Raw genomic sequence first — 21589 nt, 5'->3', positions numbered from 1 at the left:
ATATGGCGTTCAATGCATCAATATAATGCAAATGCTGCGCGTTCCGCCACATATGGCGACGGATTAAGGTCGGGGTAGCCCCACTTCCGGGGTGCCCGGACATGGAGTCCCATGATGCAGCCCCTTCCCTTCCCCCGCCCCACCTCGATCAACGGCGCTTTGGCCGGCTTGTCGCTGGCGGTGTTGCTGGCGTCTTTGGGCACCAGCATCGCCAATGTCGCCCTTCCCACCCTGGCCGAGGCCTTCGCCGCCCCGTTCCAGCAGGTTCAATGGGTCGTCCTCGCCTATCTTCTCGCCATCACCACCCTGATCGTCGGTGTCGGGCGGCTGGCCGACCTGAGCGGACGGCGCCGGCTGTTGCTGGGCGGTATCGCCTTGTTCACCCTGGCCTCTGCCCTGGGGGCCGCCGCCCCGGCGCTGGCGCCCCTGGTGGCGATCCGCGCCGTCCAAGGACTGGGGGCGGCGGTGATGATGGCCCTCGGTCTGGCCTTTGTCGGCGACATCCTGCCCAAGGACAAAACCGGCAGCGCCATGGGATTGCTGGGGACCATGTCGGCCATGGGCACCGCCTTGGGGCCGTCGCTGGGCGGCGGTCTGATCAGCGCCTTCGGCTGGCCGGCCATCTTTTTGGTCAACCTGCCCTTGGGGGTGGTGGCCTTCGTTCTGTGTTACCGCCATCTTCCGGCCATCGCCGCCAAGGCTGAGTCCGGCCACCCCGCTTTCGACCATGCGGGCATGGTGCTGCTGGCCCTGACCCTGGCCGCCTATGCCCTGGCCATGACCATGGGCGGCGGCAGGTTCGGCCCGCTCAATCTGGCCTTGCTGGCGGCGGCCCTGGTCGGGGCCGGGCTGTTCGTCATGGTCGAGAGGCGGACCGCCTCCCCCTTGATCCGGCTCACCCTGTTTGGCGAAGCAGGCCTACGCACCGGTTTCGCCACCAGCGCCTTGGTGGCGACGGTGATCATGACGACGCTGGTGGTGGGGCCGTTCTATCTGTCGCGCACGCTGGGACTGGGCCCGGCCATGGTCGGACTGGCCATGACCGCCGGCCCGCTGGTCGCCGCCCTGACCGGTATGCCCGCCGGGCGGCTGGTCGACCGCGTCGGCACCCACCGCGCCAGTCTGGCCGGTCTGGGCGCCATGATCACGGGTACCGCCGCCCTGGCCGTCATCCCGTCCAATCTTGGTCTTCTCGGCTATATCGCGCCGCTGGTGATGGTCACCGCCGGCTATGCCCTGTTCCAGACCGCCAACAACACCGGAATCATGAGCCAAGGCGGCAGCGAACAGCGCGGCGTGATTTCCGCCTTGCTCAACCTGTCGCGCAATCTGGGCCTGATCTCCGGCGCCTCGGTCATGGGGGCAGTGTTCGCCCTGGCCTGGGCCGGCACCGACATGGCGCAGGCGACGCCCGACGCGGTGGCCACGGGCATGCGTACCACCTTCGCCGTCGCCGCGATCGTCATCGTCGCCGCGCTTGCCCTTACTGTCGGCTGGAAACGGGCGGATTAAACCGGAAACCCGGCCTTGGCCAAACGCTTAGCTGCCAGATCCTCGGCGTCGATGGACAAATCCAACAACGGCGGGCGGGTGGCGCGCCAGCTTTGGTCGCCGCTGGCCCGCGCCACCAGGGTTTTCAGCAACGGAATCAGCGGAAAATCCTGGGTGGCGACACGAAAGGCGGTCAGCGCCTCTTGCAGGCCCTCGGCCTCGGCATCGCGCCATTTGCGGAACAATTCGACCATGGCGGCGCCGTTGACATTGGCATTGGCGGAAATGCAGCCGGCGCCGCCCAGGCGCAGCAAATTAAGCATCAAGGCCTCGGTGCCGGTGAAGATGTCGAAACCGGGAAAGGCGCGGATCATCGCTTCCATGTTGGAAAATTCGCCCGAACTGTCCTTGATCCCCACCACCGTGCCGGGATAGGCCTTGAGCAGACGTTCGATCAGGGCCAGGGACAGCGGCACCCCGCTTTGGCGGGGGAAGTGATACAGATAGACCCGCAAATTCTTGTCACCGACCCGCTGGATCACCTCGGAATAGGAGCGGAACAGGCCGTCATCGGACACCCCTTTATAATAAAACGGCGGCAACATCAGCACACCGCCGCAGCCCAGCTTGGTGGCGCGGCGGGTCAACTCCACCGTATCGGGCAACGCACAGGCCCCGGTGCCGGGCATCACCCGGCCCATGTCGATACCGGCGCCGACCAGCGCATCGAGCAGGTCCAGCTTTTCCTTCACCGTCAGCGAATTGCCTTCGCTGGTGGTGCCGAACGGCGCCAGACCGATATCCAGGCTGGTCAGCACGCGGGAAAAAGCGACAAAACGCTTGGAATCGGGAACCAATTGACGGTCGAACGGGGTGAGCACCGGGGCCAGAACCCCGGTGATGCGGTTCGGACGGATCGAAGCGGCCATTGCCGTGAAGCTCCGTTTAAGGGCACCATCTGTGGCGGAGCGCCAACACTAACCTATCCGAGCCGCCATGCACAGGCTTGCCGCCACACTTTTGCGCCAGATGTTGCAGACCGCCATCGCCGCCGCCCTGCCGGCCCAGTGCCTGCCCGCCCATCTGCCGCCGCTGCCCAGCAATCGGTTGCTGGTGCTGGGCGCCGGCAAGGCCGCCGCCGCCATGGCCCGAGTGACCGAGGATCATTATGGCATACCGCTGGAAGGGCTGGTGGTCACCCGTCACGGACATGGCGTCGCCTGTCGTTCGGTACAGGTGATGGAAGCCGGTCACCCCCTGCCCGACCTATACGGCCAGCAGGCGGCCACCCACATGGTGGAAATGGTGCGCGACCTTGGTGCCGACGATCTGGTGCTGTTCCTGGTCTCGGGCGGTGGCTCGGCCCTGTTGCCGCTACCGGCGCCGGGCCTGAGCCTGGACGACAAGCAGGCGATCACCCGCGACCTGCTGAAAAGCGGCGCCAGCATCGGCGAAATCAACATCGTGCGCAAACACCTGTCGGCCATCAAGGGCGGACGGCTGGCCGCCGCCGCCTGGCCGGCGCGCTTCCTCACCCTGGCCATTTCCGACGTGCCCGGCGACGACCCGGCCATCATCGCCTCGGGCCCAGGCATGGCCGATACCAGCACCTGCGCCCAGGCCCAGGCCATCTTGCGGCATTATGGCCTGCCCATCCCCGCCTTGGACGAATCGCCCAAACCGGGCGACCCGCGCCTGCAACGGGCCGAAGCCCGGGTGATCGCCACCGCCATGGCCAGCCTGAACGCCGCCGGCACCGTGGCCCAAGCCCAGGGTTGGCAGGTGCTGAACTTAGGTGATTGCATCGAGGGCGAAGCCCGCCACGTGGCCCGGGTGATGGCCGGCATGGCCAAATCCATCCGCCACCACGGCCAACCGCTGGCGGGGCCGGTGGCGCTGATCTCGGGCGGTGAAACCTCGGTAACGTTGCGCGGCCACGGGCGCGGTGGACGCAATACGGAATTCCTGCTGGCCTTGGCTCTTGCGCTCGACGGGCTGGACGGCGTATACGCCCTGGCCGCCGACACCGACGGCATCGACGGCAGCGAGGACAATGCCGGCGCCCTCCTCACCCCCGACACATTGGCCCGCGCCGCCAAGGCCGGCTTGAACGGGGCGGCCATGCTGGACAACAACGATGCCTATGGCTTTTTCGCGGCCCTGGGCGATCTGGTGCTGACCGGGCCGACGCGGACCAATGTCAACGATTTCAGGGTAGTGCTGATCCCATGACCGAGACCTCGCTGGCGGTGAAACTGATCCCGCTTTATCTGTTGGTGGCCATCGGCTTTGCCCTGGGGCGGTTTCTGGGGGTGAAAAGCCAGGAAATCGGCAAATTGTCGCTGTACGTGCTGTCGCCGGCGGTGGTGTTCAAGGGCTTTTACGCCGCCAAACTGGAAGGCGCCATGCTGGTGCTGCCCTTCGCCGTCATGGCCCTGGCCTGCCTTGCCGCCTGGGTGGCCCTGCCCCTGGCCAGCCGGTTCTGGAACGATGGACGCGAACGGCTGAGCGCCTTTACCGTGGCCACCGGCAATACCGGCTTTTTCGGCATCCCCGCCTGCCTGTCGCTGATCGGCCCCGAATCACTGCCGTACGTGGTGCTGGTGTCGTTCGGCTTCACCGCTTACGAAAACTCGGTCGGCTTTTTCATCATGAGCCGGGGCGACGCTACCTGGAAAGGCGCGCTGGCCCGCGTGCTGAAATATCCCGGCCTGCACGCCTGCTGGATCGGGTTGACGCTGAACGCCTATCAGGTGGTATTGCCCGGCTACATCCCACAAACGGTGGATTTGCTGGCCGGCGGATTCTCGGCTGTCGGCATGATGATCGTCGGCCTTGGTCTGGCCGGATTGACCCGGTTCCGGCTTGACCTGGGCTTCATCGCCTATGCGTTTGGCTGGAAATTCGTGATCTGGCCAGCCCTGGCCGTGGGCTTTATTGTTCTGGACCGCGCGTGGCTGCACGCTTTTTCCAACATCGGCCATCAGGTGTTGCTGATCGAAAGCCTGACCCCGATGGCAGCGGTCACCGTGGTGCACGCGACCTTACGCAACATCCACCCCGACCGCGCGGCGGTGGCGGTGGCGCTGTCGACACTGGCGGCATTGCTGTGGTTACCGCTGGTGTATGGGGTGGTGTTTTAAGTCCGTCTATCCCACGTTGGACTTGCCCGGAAAGAGTGGAGAGCATTTCTCGGTTTATGCCGCTTTGGCCTCGAAGCGGCATGGGCTTTTATATCCCTGGGCGGAATGTCGCCTGACCACCACCGCTTGACGACCGTCTCGACCGTCAAGGCCGACCTGGGAATTACTGGCTCGGGTGATGACGAGTGGCTTGCTGCTGTGATCGACCGGGCGTCGGCGGTAATAAGCCGCTGGTGCCGGCGGGTGTTTGCAGTCGAGACGGTATCGGAGACATTCCGCCTCAATCGCTACCAGCCTGAGATGGTGCTGTCCCGGTTCCCGGTGGTGGCGGTTTCGGCCGTCACCGTCGGCGGGACTGCCCTCGATGCGAGCGAGTATGAGGCCGATGCTGACAAGGGCATCCTCTACCGCGTCGACACCAAGGGCAAGTACGTGTGCTGGCCGAACGATGTGATCGAGGTGACGTATTCGGCTGGATATTTCTTGCCGTCTGAGCACGAACGCACGCTGCCTGAAGACGTCGAGAAGGCGGCAATCATGCTGTGCAAGGTGGATTACTTCGCCCGTGTGCGCGATCCGCTGGTCAAGGCGGAGAGCATCGAGGGCGTTAGCCTGCCCTTTGACGCCCTCTGGGCGCCAGCCCTCACAGACAGCTTCCATAAAGGCGTTGTGATCGTCACCGGCGACGGCATGAAATTCCGTTGGCAGTGGGCGGCAGACGAGACGCAAGCATCTCTCCCAGAGCTTTTCGAGGTCTCCCATGTCGCCCATGGCAAAGGTCTCACCGTCTTGCCCGGCGCGTGCTGCAGTTGCTTCATCGCCGCTGGCGCGGATGCGCTCGACGATGGCGGTCAGCAACGACTGGTCCCACTCCACCTTCTTGGGCAGATCGGCTACCACGGTGATGTCGCCGTCGTCGAACCGCACAGTGCCGCTATCCTTGCCCTCACGGCTGCGCAGCTCGGTGGCAAGGTTGGCGTAGCGGCGGGTCAGCGCGCCGTCGAGCCAGTCCTTCTGCATCTTGGCGAGACGCACGGTCTGCTCGGCTTCTTCCTGCAGCAGGGCCAGCATTTCCGCCGGCAGGCTGGCGGCCTCACCCAGCGGCAGGCGCATCATGTCGGCGAGGCTGGGACGATTGGGGATGGTCATAATTAGTTCCTCCGGGGCTTGTCGCCGCTCGCCTTGATGGCGATGTAGGCGATGCGGTCTTCGGCGATGCGGCGCTGCACGAGCAGCAGGCAACCGTCTTTGGCCTGCGCCATGGCATGGTCGGCAATACGGTCGAGTTCGGAACGAGCGGATCCGTGCAAAGCCGATGGACCAGGTGCCCGATCAACGGCCAGGAGCCCCTCGTGATACGAGATGCGGTCTCCAGGCTGGGCTTGATCAATCCAGGCAAGAAAGCTGCGTTCGCTCAATATCGGCAGAGTAAGGGGCATCATGATGCGACCCGCGTTTCACCGGTCCGCTCGCGCATATGATCGGCCTCGTAGGCGACCACATCGTCCAAGCGATAGACCACCTTGCCTTCCAGCTTCAGAAAGCGAGGGCCTTTGCCGCGCCAGCGCCACTTCTCCAGCGTGCGGGGGCTCAAGCCCCACCGGCGGGAGAGCTGGACCTGATTGATGTGAGAGATAGGACGATCAGTCGTCATTCTTCCTATTCCTTGCCGTTCGCGGGACGGTCGTTTCGATCGTCCGAATGAAGGTCATCACCTTGTCGGCGGTCGCCAATGTCGGTGAACGGCCGCGTCGTAAGCCGAGCACAAACGATGGATCGCCAACGGCTTGACGCCCAAACTCGGTGGGCTTGAAGCCGCTATTGGCGAGGAAAGCCTCGACGGTGGCGCGGAACTGTTCGCTTAATGTGCTCATGATAGGAAATATAAAATCCGCATGCGCCTCTTGCGTCAAACGGAAAAGATTGTTAATTTCCTACATAGCCGAATCAATGGGATACCAGCATGGACCTCGACCCTGTCCGCCTCCGCCTGCTCCAGCTCGTGCAAGAGCAGAAGACCGATCTGAAAAATCTCTCGCTGGCAATCGGGCGCAATGCCGCCTATCTGCACCAGTTCGTGTTTCGGGGAACGCCGAAGATCCTGGCCGAAGACGTCCGCCAAGCGCTGGCGGAACATTTGGCCGTCGAAGAGGACGAACTACGTCACTCGCAGATCCCGACGCGCAAGCCACGATCACCGAACCAGCGGGACGATGTGGGTCTGGCTCTCCCGGATGGGTTCCTGCCGGTTTCCGAGATTGATGTTCGTGCTTCAGCAGGGTACGGCGCCGTGCATGACGGCTTGGAAGAAACCAAGGCGACCTGGTTATTTCCCGATGCGGTGGTCCGCTATGAATTTCGCGCTCAGCCAAGTGACCTTCGCATGATCACCATCACCGGCGATTCCATGGAACCGCTCCTGTCCAGTGGGGATCGCATCCTCATTGACACTAGTCAGAAGGTGCCGGTTCCGCCGGGTATCTTTGTCATCTGGGACGGCATGGGGTTGGTGACCAAACGGATCGAGCACATCCCCCACTCAGATCCGCCGACCGTTGTCATCCGGTCAATCAACCCGGAGTACCAGACCTACGAGCGTACCGCCGACGAGGTCAACATCATTGGGCGCGTCATCTGGGCGGCGAAGCAGTTTTAAGCCAGCCAAATTTCAGGAGGGTCATGGTGCCAAGCGCAATCATCCGGGGAAGTAACAGATGCCGCCACGAGGTGGATTTTGGGGATGCCCCCGTTCGTGTCGAGATCCATTCCAGCGAGGAAACCGTCGATATCTTCGTCGAAGCCGATCATGAGACGAGACCTCAGGGCAAACGACACTTTGGGGAAATTGGATGAATAAGAACTATGGCAAGAATGCTATCACGAGCATCGTGGATAGCGTGGAGCATGCCATGGGCCGCCGTGCTGATATCGCGGTTACCGGGTTGCGGCGCGCGGGAAAAACGGTCTTTGTCGCATCTTTGATCCGTAACCTGTTGGCCAGAAGCCGAAACCCAGATGTGCTGCCAGGGTTTCGCCCGGAGATCATCGGGGTCAAAGAGGAACCGGCGGGTATCGCTGATTTGCCCCCATTTCAAACTGAAAAATACTTCCGGGATTTGCAGGCTGATCCGCCGCGCTGGCCGAAATCCACAGACTCGATCTCACGTACCGAGCTGAAAATTCGCTACAAGCGCGCGAGAAGCATTACAAACCCATTGGGCAAGGACGGCATCCTGACGCTAGGCATCATCGATTACCCAGGGGAATGGCTGAATGACGTCCAACTGCTCCACCTGAGTTTCGAGGAATGGTCGCGCCAAACGCTATCGCGGTTGCGGACCGGGGCAATTTCAATCGTCGCCACCGATTTCCTGGGCTTCCTGTCAACCGCCAACGGCAACAGTCGAGCCGACATTGACCTGATCTCCCGGCGAGGCCATGAGCTTTACAAGGACGCATTGTTCAAGATGCGCGATGAGCTCGGCTTGTCATTTCTGCAGCCGGGGCGGTTCATCATGCCCGACGGCGGAGGCGACAAGCCTCTCCTGTGGTTCTTTCCAATGGAGCCCCCGCCTGAGGCTGACAAATCCGGTAAGGACACGTTATGGGCCACCCTCGCGCAGCGCTACAAGGCTTACTGCGACAAGATTGTTACCGGCTTCCTTCGTGAAACCTTCGACCGATGCAATCAGCAGGTCGTTCTCGTCGATTTGCTGACCGCCCTCAACGGTGGCCAGGTTGTTTTTGACGATGCCTGCGAGGCCATTGGTACGGCCCTTGATGCGCTGGGGTTGGGAAGATCTCGGTGGTGGAAGTTGCTTCGCATGCAGCACCGCAAGTTCGATCGGGTGCTCTTCGCTGTCACGAAAGCGGATCATGTGCCGCAAAGTCAGCGCCATGCTCTTGAACGATTGCTTGAGAATATTATCGGTGACCGCATCTCACGCGATCTCACTGACGGTTCTCGCGTGCAATCGATGGCCTTGGCATCCGTATTGTGCACCAAGGATGACAAGGTGTTGGTGGATGTTGGTGAGGTTGATGTCGTGGTTGGAAAACCCATCGACAGCGACAAGGGCCTGAAAATCTATCCTGGCGTCATTCCCAGCGATCGTCCGCGTCCCGATTATTGGTCGCGCACTGCCATCCGTTATCCAATTTTTAGTCCACCTAGACTTGATGCAGGAGCCTTCGGCGGCATCCCCAACATTAATCTGGACCGGGCAATCGATTTCATCCTTAAGGACATCCTGAAATGACGGATCCGTTCGCCATTCCTACCGAATGCGAGCCACTTGCCCCTTCCTTGCAGCCTCGCGACGCTTTCACCGTAGAAGCGGAGGAGATGTCGCGGATTGTTATTGAAACCACACCACTCCCGGTTACGGAGGTCCTCTCGCCCTCTCAGCGTAAGGTGGGGATCGCTCTAGGCCTTTTTGCCCTCGGCTTGGTCGGATTGGCTGGCCTTTCGGTTGGCGAATGGCTGCTCGATCTCGCTGACCGGCATTGGGCGTTAGCTGCAGCCGGCGGGCTCTTCGTCGGCGCTACCGTGTTGGGCGCCTTGGTCTGGATCGGGCGTGAGATGGTTGCTCTGGGGCGCCTGCAAAATGTTGATGAACTTCGTGTTCGGGCCACAAGGATCAAGGATCCACGTGAGACGCTGAAATTGTTGAAGGACGTCACAGATGCGCTGGCGACGTCTAACGATCCAGCAAAGTGGCATGAGGCCTCAAAGAGTGGCGATGCAGTTGGCCTGATCACTCAGTTCAATCGACAGGTGCTTGAGCCGCTGGATCAGCAGGCATCCCTGCTTGTGAAGCGGGCCGCTGCCGATACAGCCATGCTGGTAGCCATGAGTCCGACCACACTCACAGATTCTGCAGTCTTTCTCGCTCGATCAGCGTCTCTGATCCGCGGAATTGCATCCGTCTACGGACATCGGCCAGGAAAGCTGACAACCATTGCCCTGATGCGCCGTCTGATGCGCGAAGTTGGCGTGGTTGCTGCCACAGATGTCTTGGGCGATGCTTTTACGACGGCGGCTGGCGAGATGGTCGGGAAGGCTCTGGGAAAGGTGACGGTCGCTGCTGGCGAGGGCATTATCGCTGGACAGCGAATGGCACGCATTGGATTCCTGGCCATGAGCGTATGCCGCCCCTTGCCATTTCCAGAAGGCCAGCGTCCTAAGCTGTCTGACCTTCTTCGCAGTTGATCCAGGGGCTCTCATGTTGAAAATATTCACTGCCCCCCTTCTTGTCCTCTTCCTAGAGCGGTTTCACGCCGAGCGGAATCGGTAGAGGATTCCCCCTGAGGTCATTTTGTGATTCAACATCTTCGGTAACAACGCTCCCGAGGATGATGCGATGACGTGGCGCTCAGGGCAGTCCTATTCTCAGGACTTGCGCGATAGAGTTTTGGCGGCTGTGGACAGCGGCATGAGCGCCTACGAGGTGGCGCCGCTGTTCCGGGTGAGCGTTTCGTACATCTACAAGGCCCAAGGCCGCCGCCGGGCCACCGGCGAGACGACGGTGAAGCCACGGCCTGGGCGGCCAGGACAGAAGCTGGCGGCTCACCTTGAGGCGTTGCAGGCGCAGATCAAGGTCGAGCCCGATGCCACGCTGGCTGAGTTGCGCGCCTGGGTTCTGGCCGAATTGGGCGTGTCGATCAGCGTCGGCGGCCTGTGGAACACGCTTGAGCGGCTCGACCTCAGTCTGAAAAAAAGAGTGCGCATGCTGCCGAGCAGGAACGTCCCGACGTAGCCGAAGGACGCATCGCCTGGCGAGCCGAGCAGCCGGCGCTGGACCCAACCCGCTTGGTCTTCCTTGATGAAACCGGGGCATCGACCAACATGACCCGGCGCTACGGACGGGCGCCGCGCGGTCAGCGGCTGCTGGCTGCGGTGCCGCACGGTCATTGGAAAATGACCACCTTCGTCGGGGCGCTCCGGCATGACGGAATCTCCGCCCCCTTCGTCATCGACAAGGCGATGAATGGCGCGATCTTCCTGGCCTATGTCGAGCAGGTCCTGGCTCCGACCTTGCGGCCCGGCGACATCGTCGTAATGGACAATCTGCCCGCCCACAAGGTGGCAGGGGTCAAGCAACTCATCGAAGCCCGAGGGGCCACCCTGCGGTATCTGCCGCCCTACTCCCCAGACCTCAATCCCATCGAGCTCGCCTTCGCCAAGCTCAAGAGCCTGCTGCGAAAGGCGCAAGCCCGCACCATCAACACCTTATGGGACGTGATCGGAAAACTCATCGACCTGTTTCCGCCCGAGGAATGCGCCAATTTCTTCGCCCACGACGGATATGGACGCTCGATGTGAAAATGCTCTAGCGTTCGGCACAGCTTATGCCAGCGATATTCGCGTATGCTTCACCCCCGGTGAGGATTGCACCGCCGTGATCGTGGATCAAATCGCCGCTGCCAAGCGGGAAGTCTTGGTTCAGGCGTACAGCTTCACCAATCCCGATATCGTCAAGGCGCTGGTTGCCGCTAAGAAGCGGGGCGTCGACGTCAGGGCCATCCTCGACAAATCGAATTTCTGCCGGGCTGAAAAGGCGGCATGTGAAAACAAGGGACAGATTGCGGCCGACACATTGGTCATTGCCAAGGTGCCTGTGACTGTCGATCGCGAACACGCCATCGCCCACAACAAGATCATGGTGATTGACCGGGAACGCGTCATCACCGGCAGTTTCAACTTCAGCCGTGCCGCCCAGGAAAAGAACGCGGAAAATCTGTTGGTGATCACTGACGCAGCCCAAGCGCAGCGGTATAGCCTGCTCGGCATGCCAAAGGTGAGGCAGCCCTGCGGACCTATGGCTCCGACACTGACGCCGATGCCGCCGAACTGTTCCGGCGGATGGTGTTCAACATCCTGGTGTCGAATGTCGATGACCATCTGCGTAATCACGGTTTTTTGTGGGCGGGCGAGAATGGCTGGCGGCTGTCACCGGCCTACGACCTGAATCCGGTTCCAGCCGACGTGAAGGCGCACATCCTGTCGACCAATATCAGCCTGGACGAAGGCACCTGCTCGATTGAGCTGGCGCGGGAGAGTGCCGGGTATTTCGGTTTGGCCCAGACCGACGCCGATGCCATCATCCGGGAAGTTGCCGCCGCGACAGCGCAGTGGAAAACGGTGGCGGCCTCCATGCACGTCAAGCCGTCGGAGATCGAGCGTATGGAGACGGCATTTGATCACGACGAACTGCGGCTGGCGCTGACTGTCGGCAGTGTTCGGCCAGCACCGTGATAGCGTGAGCTGGCCCGCCAGGAGATCCTGGTATCGGCATTTTCATTCACCAGCGGATCAATCACCCTGGCGCTGATCCAGGCGCGGCAGCGTAGGGTCTATGGCGGCAAGCCCCGTGTGGCGCCTTCTGCGCCCGGATCGATAATCCGTAGTTATCTTCCAGTTTGGACCAAAATGGATTGTACCAGCCTCGTGTCGTAGAGGAAGGAGGGTGAATCTGGGATTGGCGCTATGAACGGATCAAAGGGGCTTCCCGATTGACGGTACTGCTGCTGTCAATCCCCCGGCAGCTTTCCATCCCTCTGCTTCATGGTGGCCGCGTCCATTTCCATCCGGGCCACGGCTGCGTCGATCTGTGACCGCAAAGCGGGTTTGTCCTTGGCAGGGGCTTGCTTGAAGCGGCGCAGCAGGTCCTCGGCCTCAATCAGTGTGGCCGTCGCACCTGGGGATGGATTGGTTCCCAGGCGCAGGCGCATCACCTCCAGATCGACGGCGCGGTTGGATGCATAGACCGCATCCGGATTCGCTTCGGGCTTGTCCGCGGAAATGGCGTTCAGCGGTGACAGCAGGGTCAGGATGACCAGGGCCAAGGGCAGTTTTCTCATGACGATCTCCTCAATTCAGAAGCCCCATTCGCGGATCAGCACGGCGGCGGCGGATCGCAGGGCGCTGCCCATCAGGGATTGACGTTGTCCATCCATGTGGATTTGGCCGCGCATGGGGGCGGCGAAAGCGGTTGGGGTGTCGGTGGCCAGGCGGACGCGGTAAAGGGCGCCGTCGGGCACCAGGGTCTTGTCGGCGAAGCGGGCGGGGATGGTGCCGCCATAGGGGGCGGCCAGGGATGGTTCGGTGAGCGCCTTAACGGCGACACGGTCGATGGCGGCGATGGTGGCGTCCATAGCCGTGCCGCCGCCTTCGGGGATGAAGCGGGCCGAGTTGTTTTTTGCGATGCGGGGAAGGTCGGATTCGGCAACATAGGCTTCCAGCACGGTGCCGACGCGCAAGCCCAGGATGGGTTCGCGGCCATTGATCCACTGGCCGGGCTGTAAGTTGGGCGAAATGTCGGTGATGGTGGCGGCCATGGGGGCCACCAGGGTTAGCCTGTCGGTTTCCGCTTGGATGGCTGCGCGTTCGGCCACGGCGCCGGCCAGTTCCTGGGTGATGGATTGGGTGCGGTTGCGGAAGCTGTCCTCGAACCCTGTGGCGGAAAGCTCGTATTTCAGCACACCAATGCGCCGCTCGACCTGCTGGAGACGCAAGGCCAGATCGGGGTTGTCCAGGCGGGCCAGCACCGTTCCTACCTCCACCTTCTGACCCTCGGCCACCCGGATCTCCGCCAGGATAGAGGAGCTGGGGGCATACAGCGCCATGTGGCTTTCCGCCTTCAGAATGGCTGGGGCCGAGACGCGGCCCGACCACGGCACCAGCAGGATCAGCAACACGAACAGCAAACCGCCCAGAGGCCAGCGACTACGTCGGCTGGCGCGGATGGCAGGCAGACGTTTCCGCCACTCCGCCATCTCGGCCCAGAACGGCTTGATCACGAACCAGCCGATTTCCACCACGAACAGGACGATGCCGACTACCTTGATGAAGAAGTGGTAGACTAGAACGGCGATGCCCAGGAACAGCGCCAGCCGATAAATCCATACCGCCCAGGCGAAGACGATCATCCAGGCCCTTGTGGTGGAGGGTAGGTGTTCCGGCACCGGCTCGTTCAGACCGAACAGCACTTCTCTGAGGTGCCAGCGGGCCAGCGCGAAGCTGCGCGGGTGCAGATTGGGCTGATCCAGCGCGTCCATGGCCAGGAAATAGCCGTCGAAGCGCATGAACGGGCTGAGGTTGATGGCCAATGACGAGATCAGGGTGGTGACCGCCAGGGTGAAGGTCATGCCCTTGGCGGGGCCCTCGGGCAACAGCCCCCAGGCCAGTACTGCCCAGGCGGCGATGGTCATTTCGGCCAGAATGCCCGCCGCCCCCACCATCAGCCGCTGACGCCGGTCGGTCAGCTTCCAGGCATCGTTGACGTCGGTGTAGAGCATGGGCCACAGCACCAGGAAGGCCACGCCCATGGTGGGCACTCGGCAGCCATAGGATTTGGCGGTGAAGGCGTGGCCCAGTTCGTGGGCCATCTTGGCGAAGCCCAGCGCGATCCCGAAAGCGGCCAGCCCGCTCAGCGAGAAATGATCAACGAAGGTGGCGGCGAAGCGGTCCCATTGCCGCCCTACCATCAACAGTCCCAGCAGCAGCGCGGCCAGCGTGGCCAGCCGAAAGGGGCGTGAACCCATCCAGGCGACGAAGGGCAAAGTCCTGGTCAGCCAGGCATCGGGCCGGACCAGGGGGATGCGGAAGAACAGGTAATGGTGCAAGGCCCAGGTGAGCCAACTGGTCTTGGCCGCATCGTGGATGGCCAGCAGCCGGTCAACGTCCTTCGGGGTTTCGGCCTTCAGCAAGCCGCCACGGGCCAAGAACTCGACCACACTGGCTACATCCTGGTCATCCAGGTCCAGCGGGGTCTCGGCGCAAACGGATTTGGCCACGTCGGTTGGGCTGCCCAGATGCCAGCGTGACAGCACCTCGAAGGCCGGCCAGGACAGGCGGAAGAAGCGGTTGGACAGCGGGTCGTGCAGGGTCCAGGTGGGAGCGCCGTCATGAGCGGGCGGGCCGGGCAGCAGGGCCAGATCGTCGCGCAAGGATGGCAGGGCGACGGCGCCAAACATGGCTCAGACCCCCACGAACTGGCGGATGGTGGCCAGCGGACGGCGGAAGAACCACCACACCAGCGGCACGGTGTCGCCGTCGATGCGAGCCGTGCCTTTCAGGCCCAGGCGAGGCTTTTGGGGCGAGGTCAGGCTGGCGCGGACCCGGTGGGCGATGGTGGAATCGGGCCGGGCATTGGCTTCATAGGCGACGGAACGAACCTTGGCCTTCACCGGCGACAGCGGGTCGGTGTTGAGGAAAAAGGTCAGTGTGCCATCCACCCGCACCTCACCCACATCCACGACCGAGACCCAGGCTTCGATCTCGGTGTCCGTCTCGTCGGCCACCGCCATCACCTTTTCACCCACCACCACCGGACGGCCGATCCAGTCGGCGGCATCGTCAAACACGGCGATGCCGGGGCGCGGCGCCTTGGCCTCGATACGGGCCAACTGGTTTTCCAGCAGCCGGACCTCGGCGGCCTTTTCCTCGGCCTTGCCTGCCAGGATGGCCACCTGCGCCTTGGCCTTGGCGTCAAACACCATGGCCTGGGCGGCTTGGCGGTATTCGGCTTCCGCTGTGGCTTGGGTCTGGCGGGCCACGTCCAGCCGCCCGGAAATCGTGGTTGCATCCAGGGCGAACAGGATTTGGCCTTCGGTGACCGCATCGTTGGGACGCACCAGCACCTTGTCCACCACGCCGTCCAGGGGGGCACGCACCATTATGGGGTGGGCTGGCACGCTTTCAGCCGGAGCCAGCACCGAGCCGGTGACGGGGAAGAACAACGCGGCCAATCCAAGTGCAGCCAAGGCCCAGGCGCGGCGGCCCGTCGGCATCTTGAAGGCACGCTTGCGCGGCAACAGCGCGGCGCGGGTCATGCCAACCAGATCGGCCAGACGTTCGAGCAGGGCGACTTCACCTTCGGTAAAGGGCTCGTCACGGGCGAACAGCAGGGTGGCAGACCCACAAGGCAGGATCAGTCCATGGACGGGAAGCCACTCGCCCCATTGATCGCGCAACTCCGCAGGCAGGTCGTCGCCCCCCACCAGGGTGGCGTGGTCGGGATGCAGGTGGCGGATGGTCTTGTCCAGCCACAGCACGAAGGGCGCATTGGTCTCGACCGACGCCGCCCCCGACAGGGCGACTACCCCTGATCCCACAGCACGGCTTGACGATAGGACACCAGGGTATGGGCCAGATTAACGGCGGCGAACTCGGCCTCGACCGGGCGCTTGGCCTTCAGGATCCGGTGTTCGAGCTCAAGCCAGGCATGGATGATGTCCATCATGATTGCCCCTCAGGCGCCGGGCGCGTGCATCCGCACGCTTGGCTTGCGCTCACATTGGTTCGCGGGCGCTCAACGCGCCAGTCGCTGCGCTCCATCATGGGGGAGAGAGCAGCACTCTGCCCGACATGCCGGCCGACAATTCCGGGAAGTGGCCGCCGATGGCGCCGGTGATGCGCACCGACTGGCTGACCGGATCGATGCGGGCGCCAACGCGGGTCAGCTTCACCGGATAGGTCTTTCCGGTCTCGTCTATGGCCACCTGGAAGCCGTGGCCGGGCTTCAGCCACACCAGCCATTTGCTGGGCACGACGAAGTCCAGCTCCAATACCGAATCGTCCAGCACGTCCAGCAGGGCCTGACCGGGCTGGACATATTGCTGGGCGCGGACCTTCTGTTCCACCACCCTTCCGTCGAAGGGCGCCGGAACAGCGCATTTGGCGGTTACCGCTGCACCGGCGGCTTCACGGGCGCGGGCCTTGTCGCGTTCGGCCAGGGCGACATCGCTTTCCAGCTTGCCGATGGTCTGCAATTCCAGAAGCCTGGCATTGACCGCCACCGTCTTGTCGGCGGCCGATAGTGATGCCCTGGCCTCGGCCAGTTGCGCCCGCTGTATGGAACAATCGAAGGCGACCAGCGTGTCGCCCTTCTTGAAGCGCTCGCCTTCGCGGACGGCGATACGTTCCACCTTGGCCCCGATCTCGGCGGCCAAGGTGGTGAAATCACGGGGGCTGAGCTGGGCACGCAGTTCCTGTCCCAGCGCCGGCACACTTCCCAGCACCAAAAGGATGATGACGGGAAGGCCGGCCTTCATCGTGATGCGACCTGGTCTTCGCTTTCATCCTGGCCAAAAAAACGGCTGATGCCGTTCAACCAGCCACCTCCGTTCTGTTCAGGCAAGGCCGGTTGCGGAGGGGATGCAACCGGCTGGGACGCCAGGATCTGGGCCTCCGGCTTCGCCTTGTTCTCTACCGCACCCCAGGCCGCCAGCCGTTCGGCGATGGCCGCCGACAAGCCGGAAAGGTCGTGGCCGGCGACGCTGTCGGGCATCAGATCCTGACCCAGCGACGCCTGCATCTTGGCGTAGGATTGCTCGACCTGGGCATAGGTCTGGAAGCGCCTGAGCGCCGAGGCGATGGCCGAGGCGCGGCCGGCGACCCGTTCCAGCATGCCCTGGGCGTCGTTGGCGGTCTTGGCTTCCGACAATTGGAACAGCCGGGTATCGACCCGCCACAGCTTGTCGGATTGCTGGTACTGGCTGATGGAATTGCGGAACTGGCGCTCTGACACATGCACCTGGGCCAGCACCGCCATGCGCAGCGCCAGGCGCTTGGCCTTGGCCACATCCTCGGTGGTTTCGGCGTATTTGATGGCGTCAGGGCCGCTGACCAGATTCATCAGGTTCCACGACAGCTTGGCTCCCGCTTCGTACCAGTGGTTGGCCATCAGGAACGAGTTATGATCGTAATTGCGGCTGGCGGAAAAAGTGATGCCGGGGAACAGCCGGGCGATGGCCTTTCTGGTGTCATTGGCCGAGATGCGGGCCTGATAGCCCTGTTCGCGCAGATCGGGGTTATTGACGAAGGCCACTTCCTCCATCTTTTCCAGATCCAGATCCCAGGCGGGGACGGTCATGTCCTTGGGCACATCCAGCACCAGCTTGGTGCCGGGGGGCGCATTGATCAGCGCCGCCAGCTCGATCTCGGCGGTGCTGAGTTCCTGTTGAATGGCGGTCAGCTGGCGCAGCGTCTCCAGCAGGCTTTTCTGATAGCGCAACGCCTCGGCCGGGGCCTTCAGGTTTTCCTTTTCCACAATCTCGGCCCGATCCAGCGCCACCTTGGCTTCGGCCACCGCAGTATCCACCTCGACCTTCAGTTCCTGGTGGGCCGCCGCCCGCCAGAAGGCGAAGCGCACTTCCTGCACCAGATTGTGGACGGCCTTGCGCTTACGCTCGGTGGCGATCAGGGCACGGTCGGCGTTCTGCTTGGCGGTGAAGTAGCTAAGCCCGAAATCCAGCACGTTCCAGGAAAGCCCCAGATCGGCGGTGTAATTGTCGCGATCCGCCGAATAGGTGGGATTAGAGGTGCTGGTGGTCTGGGTATAAAGATCACGCGAGCGGGTGGCGTTGGGCTCGGAGCGCGAGGTGAAATTGCCGTTGGCCACCAGCTTGGGCAGCATGTCCCAGCGGTCGATGTCGGTCTGGCCCAGGGCGAGGGCTTCTTCCATCACCTTGGCACGGCGATCCAGATTGTGCTTCAAGGCCCGCGCAATAGCCTCGGACACCGTCAATGGGCCGGAAAGCGGTTCCCCCGACTTGAACATGTCGGCGCGGTCATCCTTTGAGCTTTGGGCAAGCTGCTCGGGGGTGAAGGGCTCGGGCGTCATGGCGCAGGCGGAAAGCAGCGCGACCAAAGACACGGATGCCAGCAGGCGCCGGGCACCAAAAGCAGAAATAACCATAACCATCCCCCTCAGTATATTTTCCCTCGCCGGGCGCTCATTCCATTCGCTTGGCCGCCGCCTCAATGGCGGCAGGGTGAAGCCAGGGCTTCACCAGACTTACGCGGCCTTACCGCCACGCTTAACGGCTTCAAACAACGCGATCTGACGGGCGACACCGCCCTTGAAACTGAATGCATGCAATTGCTCGGTCAGGCTGGGCCGCCCCACGGGCTTGGCGTTTGCCTGTTTGACTCCGTCCATGGGGCCTGAATCGCCGGTCTGGCCGGGGGCACCCTGGGGCTGGCCCTGGCCTTCGCCGCCTTGCGGCTGTCCTTGGCCTTCACCTTGTCCCTGGCCTTGCCCTTCACCACCGCGCTGGCCGGGAGCGATGTTGCCCTGGCCGGCAGTGCCGACCACGATCTTGAAGGTCTGCACCGCCTCGCGGCCATCCTGGTCGCGGGCGATGACGCGCACCACCACCTCACCCTTGAAGCCGGGCGGCGGCGTCCCCTCGAAGGTGCCGGTCTGCGGGTTGAAAGCCATCCAGGCGGGCAGCGCCGCGCCCGTGTCGCGGGTGGCGGTCAGGGTCACCGTGGCATCGGCCTTGGTATGGGCGAAGGCTTCCGACGGTACCGTCACGGCGATGCGGGTGCCCTCGGCGATCACCGAATCCCTCACCGGTGCATTGACCACCAGGGCGTCTCCGCCACCCGCCGCCCTGACGGCCACCGCCACCTGGAAGGCTTGCGCCGACGGCGCGGTCAGGGTCGCCGGAATGGTCTGCACCGTCTGAGCACCGGTGGGCGCCAAGGTCGGCGCGGCGGGGGCTTGGGTCTGGGTCACAACCGGAGCCGCTGGGGCCTGGAAGGTCGTCGGCGCGGGCGTGTTGTCGCGCACCACCGTCACCAGTGGCGCCACCGGGCCGCTATCCTTGGGCGGTGCGGGCTTGGGGGCCTCGACCACCGGCGGCGGCGGTGGCGGCGGCGGGGACGTAATGATCGGTGCGACGTCGGGATTGGCCACGGCAGCGGTGGCGCCGGAGGCCACGCTTTCCGCCGTGTTCTGGCCGTCGGTGTAGCTTGCCACCACGCGCACCTGGCGCCCCACCTGCGCCTGGGTCAGGGTGAAGGTGGATGCTGTGGCGCCGTTGATGGCGCTCCAGGTATTGCCGTCGGGCGAGGATTGCCACTGGTAGGATACAGCCCCCAGGCCATCCGCATCGGCCAGGGTATTGGACCCTGTCAGAGTCTGGCCCTGGGTGGCGGTGCCGCTGACCGACACGGCACCGGTGGGGGAATTGTTGACCACTACGAAATTGCCAGATAGGTCAAGGCGGCTGACGAACGCATTGGTGCCCGCTCCGCCGATCAGGTTGCGCGTACCCGCCCCGGGGTCGAAGTCGGCGGTTCCGGTAAAAGACCCGGTGGTGTAGACGTAACTCGAGCCCACCGCGAGGCCGGTGCCCGTGTCTGCGGCAGCCCCCCCCATCGCCCTGGCCCACACCAGGGCGCCGGTGGCGTCGAGCTTCTGGACGAAGGTGTCAGTGCCCCCCGCACTGGTCAGGTTGTAGGTTGTCCCCGCCCCGGGGTCGAAGTCGCCCGTTCCGGTGAAAGACCCGGTGGTGTAGACGTTGCCCGAGCCATCCACCGCGATGCCCTTGCCGACGTCAGCGCCCACCCCCCCCATCGCCCTGGCCCACACCAGGGCGCCGTTGGCGTCGAGTTTCTGGACGAAGGTGTCAGTGCCCCCCGCACTGGTCAGGTTGTAGGTTGTCCCCGCCCCGGGGTCGAAGTCGATTGTTCCGCTAAAATACCCGGTGGTGTAGACGTTGCCCGAGCCATCCACCGCGATACCGTTGCCTAATTCTGTACCACCGCCAGAGGTGAGCTTGCTCCACACCACGGCGCCGTTGGCGTTGCGTTTTTGGACGACATAGTCCGAGTTATTATAACCCCCCGTCCAGTAGACGTTGCCCGAGCCATCCACCGCGATGTCGGTGCCTGTGTCGGAGGTAGCCAACCCTATCCTGGCGGCCCACACCAGGGCGCCGTTGGCGTCGAGCTTCTGGACGAAGGTTTCAATGCCCCCCGCACTGGTCAGGTTGTTGGTTGTCCCCGTCGCGGGGTCGAAGTCGACTGTTCCGCTAAAATGCCCGGTGGTGTAGACGTTGCCCGAGCCATCCACCGCGATGCCCCTGCCGACGTCAGCGCCAGCCGCTCCCATTGTCACGGCCCACACCAGCGCGCCGGTGGCGTCGAGCTTCTGGACGAAGATGTCATTGCCCCCGGTACTGGTCAGGTTGTAGGTTGTCCCCCCCGCGGGGTCGAAGTCGACTGTTCCGCTAAAATACCCGGTGGTGTAGACGTTGCCCGAGCCATCCACCGCCATACTATTGCCTGTGGCTGCTCCGCCATTGCCCCAGCCGGCTGGAAAGGCCAGGGTATGGACGTACGCAGCCTGGGCCGCGTCGGAAAGCGCGGCCGTCGCTTCGATGGCACCGGTGCCATGCTCCAAAGTCCAATTCCCTGGCGTGCCGGTAGCGTCGACCGAGGATGCGATATCGGCACCGGTAATCAACCCCAGGCGGCCGACAAAGGCGCCGCCGATAGTTCCCTGTCCGACATCGCAGCCATACAGCAGGATGTCGCCATCCGCCGTCAGCGCTTGACCGATTTGGCGCAGATCCGCTCCGCGCGGATCAAGGTTCGACAGCGACAGCACGGTGGTGCCCAACTGCACCTGGCCTTCGGCACCGTGGCTGATGACGTGGATGGCATCGACATTGCTACGCCCCTGCAGCACCTCGGTCATCTGCTCCAGGCCGTCACGATCGACATCGAGCACATGAACCTCGACACCGTCACGCATCCCCTGCGCAAGAATATTCAAATCCTTCAGTCCGCCGTCGATGAACGCGATCTCATTGCGGACCGGCGGAGCCGGGGCCGCCGTCTGCGGGCTGTCAGCAACCGAGAGAGCATGGATCGCCGTATCCACCGCCGCGCCATCGAACATCAAGCGCGGCTCCAATGCCATGATCAGTGGCCGGGCCGTCCGCAAACGGCTCGGCGCCATTTTCCGTTCTTCCTTGATCCGGCCCGATCCCAACATTTTCTTCCCCCAGCCACTTTCGCGACGCCAGCATCGAGTCACCTAGCCTTGCCGTCGTGCGACACCGCATTGAACAGGGCTGTTTGCTCGGCGAGCACGCCCACCGGCCTCTTGACGCGGCCAATCAAAGACTGGCCAATTAACGGACATTTCCCATAT

Annotated in this window: 22 protein-coding genes; 10 read left to right on the top strand and 12 right to left on the bottom strand. The window is 63.2% G+C overall.

Annotated elements, in window-relative coordinates:
- Positions 1 to 111: 111 nt before the first annotated feature.
- Positions 112 to 1512, top strand: coding sequence for an MFS transporter (locus MGMSRV2_RS03570; RefSeq protein WP_041633433.1), 1401 nt, complete (start codon positions 112 to 114; stop codon positions 1510 to 1512).
- Here MGMSRV2_RS03570 and MGMSRV2_RS03565 read toward each other — a convergent pair.
- Positions 1509 to 2420: a dihydrodipicolinate synthase family protein gene (locus MGMSRV2_RS03565; protein ID WP_024078970.1), complete on the bottom strand. Its 912-nt coding sequence runs from the start codon at positions 2418 to 2420 to the stop codon at positions 1509 to 1511. The genes MGMSRV2_RS03570 and MGMSRV2_RS03565 overlap by 4 nt on opposite strands.
- A 67-nt stretch (positions 2421 to 2487) precedes the next feature.
- Here MGMSRV2_RS03565 and MGMSRV2_RS03560 point away from each other — a divergent pair, with 67 nt between their 5' ends.
- From MGMSRV2_RS03560 to MGMSRV2_RS03550, 3 genes are all read left to right on the top strand, one after another.
- Positions 2488 to 3723 carry a glycerate kinase type-2 family protein gene (locus MGMSRV2_RS03560; RefSeq protein ID WP_024078969.1) on the top strand — a complete coding sequence of 412 codons (1236 nt, stop codon included), beginning with the start codon at positions 2488 to 2490 and terminating at the stop codon, positions 3721 to 3723.
- On the top strand, positions 3720 to 4634 hold the full coding sequence (locus MGMSRV2_RS03555) for an AEC family transporter (protein WP_024078968.1): 915 nt from the start codon (positions 3720 to 3722) through the stop codon (positions 4632 to 4634). Before MGMSRV2_RS03560 ends, MGMSRV2_RS03555 begins: the two co-directional genes overlap by 4 nt.
- A gap of 126 nt (positions 4635 to 4760) precedes the next feature.
- Positions 4761 to 5789 (top strand): head-tail connector protein, encoded by a 1029-nt coding sequence (locus MGMSRV2_RS03550; protein WP_144084270.1) that lies wholly within the window; start codon positions 4761 to 4763, stop codon positions 5787 to 5789.
- On the opposite strand, the gene MGMSRV2_RS03545 is transcribed toward MGMSRV2_RS03550, so the two are convergent.
- Genes MGMSRV2_RS03545 through MGMSRV2_RS03535 form a run of 3 tightly spaced genes read right to left on the bottom strand, consistent with a single transcriptional unit; the run spans position 5786 to position 6508 of the window.
- Entirely contained in the window at positions 5786 to 6076 is a 291-nt protein-coding gene (locus MGMSRV2_RS03545) for a hypothetical protein (protein ID WP_024078966.1), read from the bottom strand. The two genes, MGMSRV2_RS03550 and MGMSRV2_RS03545, sit on opposite strands and share 4 nt — an antisense overlap.
- Positions 6073 to 6288, bottom strand: a complete 216-nt coding sequence (locus MGMSRV2_RS03540; protein WP_024078965.1) for a helix-turn-helix transcriptional regulator — start codon at positions 6286 to 6288, stop codon at positions 6073 to 6075. Before MGMSRV2_RS03540 ends, MGMSRV2_RS03545 begins: the two co-directional genes overlap by 4 nt.
- The gene (locus tag MGMSRV2_RS03535) at positions 6278 to 6508 is read right to left on the bottom strand and encodes a hypothetical protein (RefSeq protein ID WP_052473386.1); all 231 of its coding nucleotides are present in this window, start codon (positions 6506 to 6508) and stop codon (positions 6278 to 6280) included. The genes MGMSRV2_RS03540 and MGMSRV2_RS03535 overlap by 11 nt, the downstream gene beginning before the upstream one ends.
- A gap of 89 nt (positions 6509 to 6597) precedes the next feature.
- On the opposite strand from MGMSRV2_RS03535, the gene MGMSRV2_RS03530 reads away from it, so the two are divergent.
- The gene (locus tag MGMSRV2_RS03530) at positions 6598 to 7290 is read left to right on the top strand and encodes a S24 family peptidase (protein ID WP_024078964.1); all 693 of its coding nucleotides are present in this window, start codon (positions 6598 to 6600) and stop codon (positions 7288 to 7290) included.
- On the opposite strand, the gene MGMSRV2_RS21355 is transcribed toward MGMSRV2_RS03530, so the two are convergent.
- A complete protein-coding gene (locus MGMSRV2_RS21355; protein WP_158497727.1) occupies positions 7287 to 7442 on the bottom strand; it encodes a hypothetical protein in 156 nt (51 codons plus the stop codon). The two genes, MGMSRV2_RS03530 and MGMSRV2_RS21355, sit on opposite strands and share 4 nt — an antisense overlap.
- A 41-nt stretch (positions 7443 to 7483) precedes the next feature.
- Between MGMSRV2_RS21355 and MGMSRV2_RS03525 the strand changes: the two genes are divergently transcribed.
- The 5 genes from MGMSRV2_RS03525 (at position 7484) to MGMSRV2_RS03505 (ending at position 11892) form a co-directional block, all read left to right on the top strand.
- Positions 7484 to 8893 carry a YcjX family GTP-binding protein gene (locus tag MGMSRV2_RS03525; RefSeq protein WP_024078962.1) on the top strand — a complete coding sequence of 470 codons (1410 nt, stop codon included), beginning with the start codon at positions 7484 to 7486 and terminating at the stop codon, positions 8891 to 8893.
- On the top strand, positions 8890 to 9846 hold the full coding sequence (locus MGMSRV2_RS03520; protein ID WP_024078961.1) for a TIGR01620 family protein: 957 nt from the start codon (positions 8890 to 8892) through the stop codon (positions 9844 to 9846). Before MGMSRV2_RS03525 ends, MGMSRV2_RS03520 begins: the two co-directional genes overlap by 4 nt.
- 151 nt (positions 9847 to 9997) lie before the next feature.
- Positions 9998 to 10959 (top strand): IS630 family transposase gene (locus MGMSRV2_RS03515; RefSeq protein WP_144084247.1). Its coding sequence is split into 2 segments (ribosomal slippage): positions 9998 to 10346 and positions 10346 to 10959, totalling 963 coding nucleotides; the frame shifts between segments, so codons are not numbered across the junction.
- The gene (locus MGMSRV2_RS03510) at positions 10943 to 11605 is read left to right on the top strand and encodes a phospholipase D family nuclease (RefSeq protein WP_277911491.1); all 663 of its coding nucleotides are present in this window, start codon (positions 10943 to 10945) and stop codon (positions 11603 to 11605) included. The genes MGMSRV2_RS03515 and MGMSRV2_RS03510 overlap by 17 nt, the downstream gene beginning before the upstream one ends.
- Positions 11500 to 11892: a HipA domain-containing protein gene (locus MGMSRV2_RS03505; protein WP_024078958.1), complete on the top strand. Its 393-nt coding sequence runs from the start codon at positions 11500 to 11502 to the stop codon at positions 11890 to 11892. Before MGMSRV2_RS03510 ends, MGMSRV2_RS03505 begins: the two co-directional genes overlap by 106 nt.
- Positions 11893 to 12167: 275 nt before the next feature.
- Here the strand turns inward: MGMSRV2_RS03505 and MGMSRV2_RS03500 are convergent, their stop codons facing one another.
- The 7 genes from MGMSRV2_RS03500 to MGMSRV2_RS03475 all read right to left on the bottom strand — a co-directional run bounded on the left by MGMSRV2_RS03500 (position 12168) and on the right by MGMSRV2_RS03475 (position 21394).
- Entirely contained in the window at positions 12168 to 12497 is a 330-nt protein-coding gene (locus MGMSRV2_RS03500) for a hypothetical protein (protein WP_024078957.1), read from the bottom strand.
- 15 nt (positions 12498 to 12512) lie between these two features.
- Positions 12513 to 14612, bottom strand: a complete 2100-nt coding sequence (locus tag MGMSRV2_RS21830; RefSeq protein ID WP_024078956.1) for a site-2 protease family protein — start codon at positions 14610 to 14612, stop codon at positions 12513 to 12515.
- 3 nt (positions 14613 to 14615) lie between these two features.
- Positions 14616 to 15752, bottom strand: coding sequence for an efflux RND transporter periplasmic adaptor subunit (locus MGMSRV2_RS03490; protein ID WP_024078955.1), 1137 nt, complete (start codon positions 15750 to 15752; stop codon positions 14616 to 14618).
- On the bottom strand, positions 15737 to 15880 hold the full coding sequence (locus MGMSRV2_RS21825) for a hypothetical protein (protein WP_024078954.1): 144 nt from the start codon (positions 15878 to 15880) through the stop codon (positions 15737 to 15739). Before MGMSRV2_RS21825 ends, MGMSRV2_RS03490 begins: the two co-directional genes overlap by 16 nt.
- Before the next feature lie 94 nt (positions 15881 to 15974).
- Positions 15975 to 16691, bottom strand: coding sequence for an efflux RND transporter periplasmic adaptor subunit (locus tag MGMSRV2_RS03485; protein ID WP_024078953.1), 717 nt, complete (start codon positions 16689 to 16691; stop codon positions 15975 to 15977).
- Positions 16688 to 18337, bottom strand: coding sequence for a TolC family protein (locus MGMSRV2_RS03480; protein ID WP_024078952.1), 1650 nt, complete (start codon positions 18335 to 18337; stop codon positions 16688 to 16690). The genes MGMSRV2_RS03485 and MGMSRV2_RS03480 overlap by 4 nt, the downstream gene beginning before the upstream one ends.
- Before the next feature lie 99 nt (positions 18338 to 18436).
- Positions 18437 to 21394: a DUF4347 domain-containing protein gene (locus tag MGMSRV2_RS03475; protein WP_158497726.1), complete on the bottom strand. Its 2958-nt coding sequence runs from the start codon at positions 21392 to 21394 to the stop codon at positions 18437 to 18439.
- Positions 21395 to 21589: the final 195 nt, after the last annotated feature.

This window comes from Magnetospirillum gryphiswaldense MSR-1 v2, from assembly GCF_000513295.1.
GTDB lineage: Bacteria > Pseudomonadota > Alphaproteobacteria > Rhodospirillales > Magnetospirillaceae > Magnetospirillum > Magnetospirillum gryphiswaldense.
Note: the sequence above shows the minus strand (reverse complement) of the source record. Positions and strands in the feature narration are given on the sequence as shown.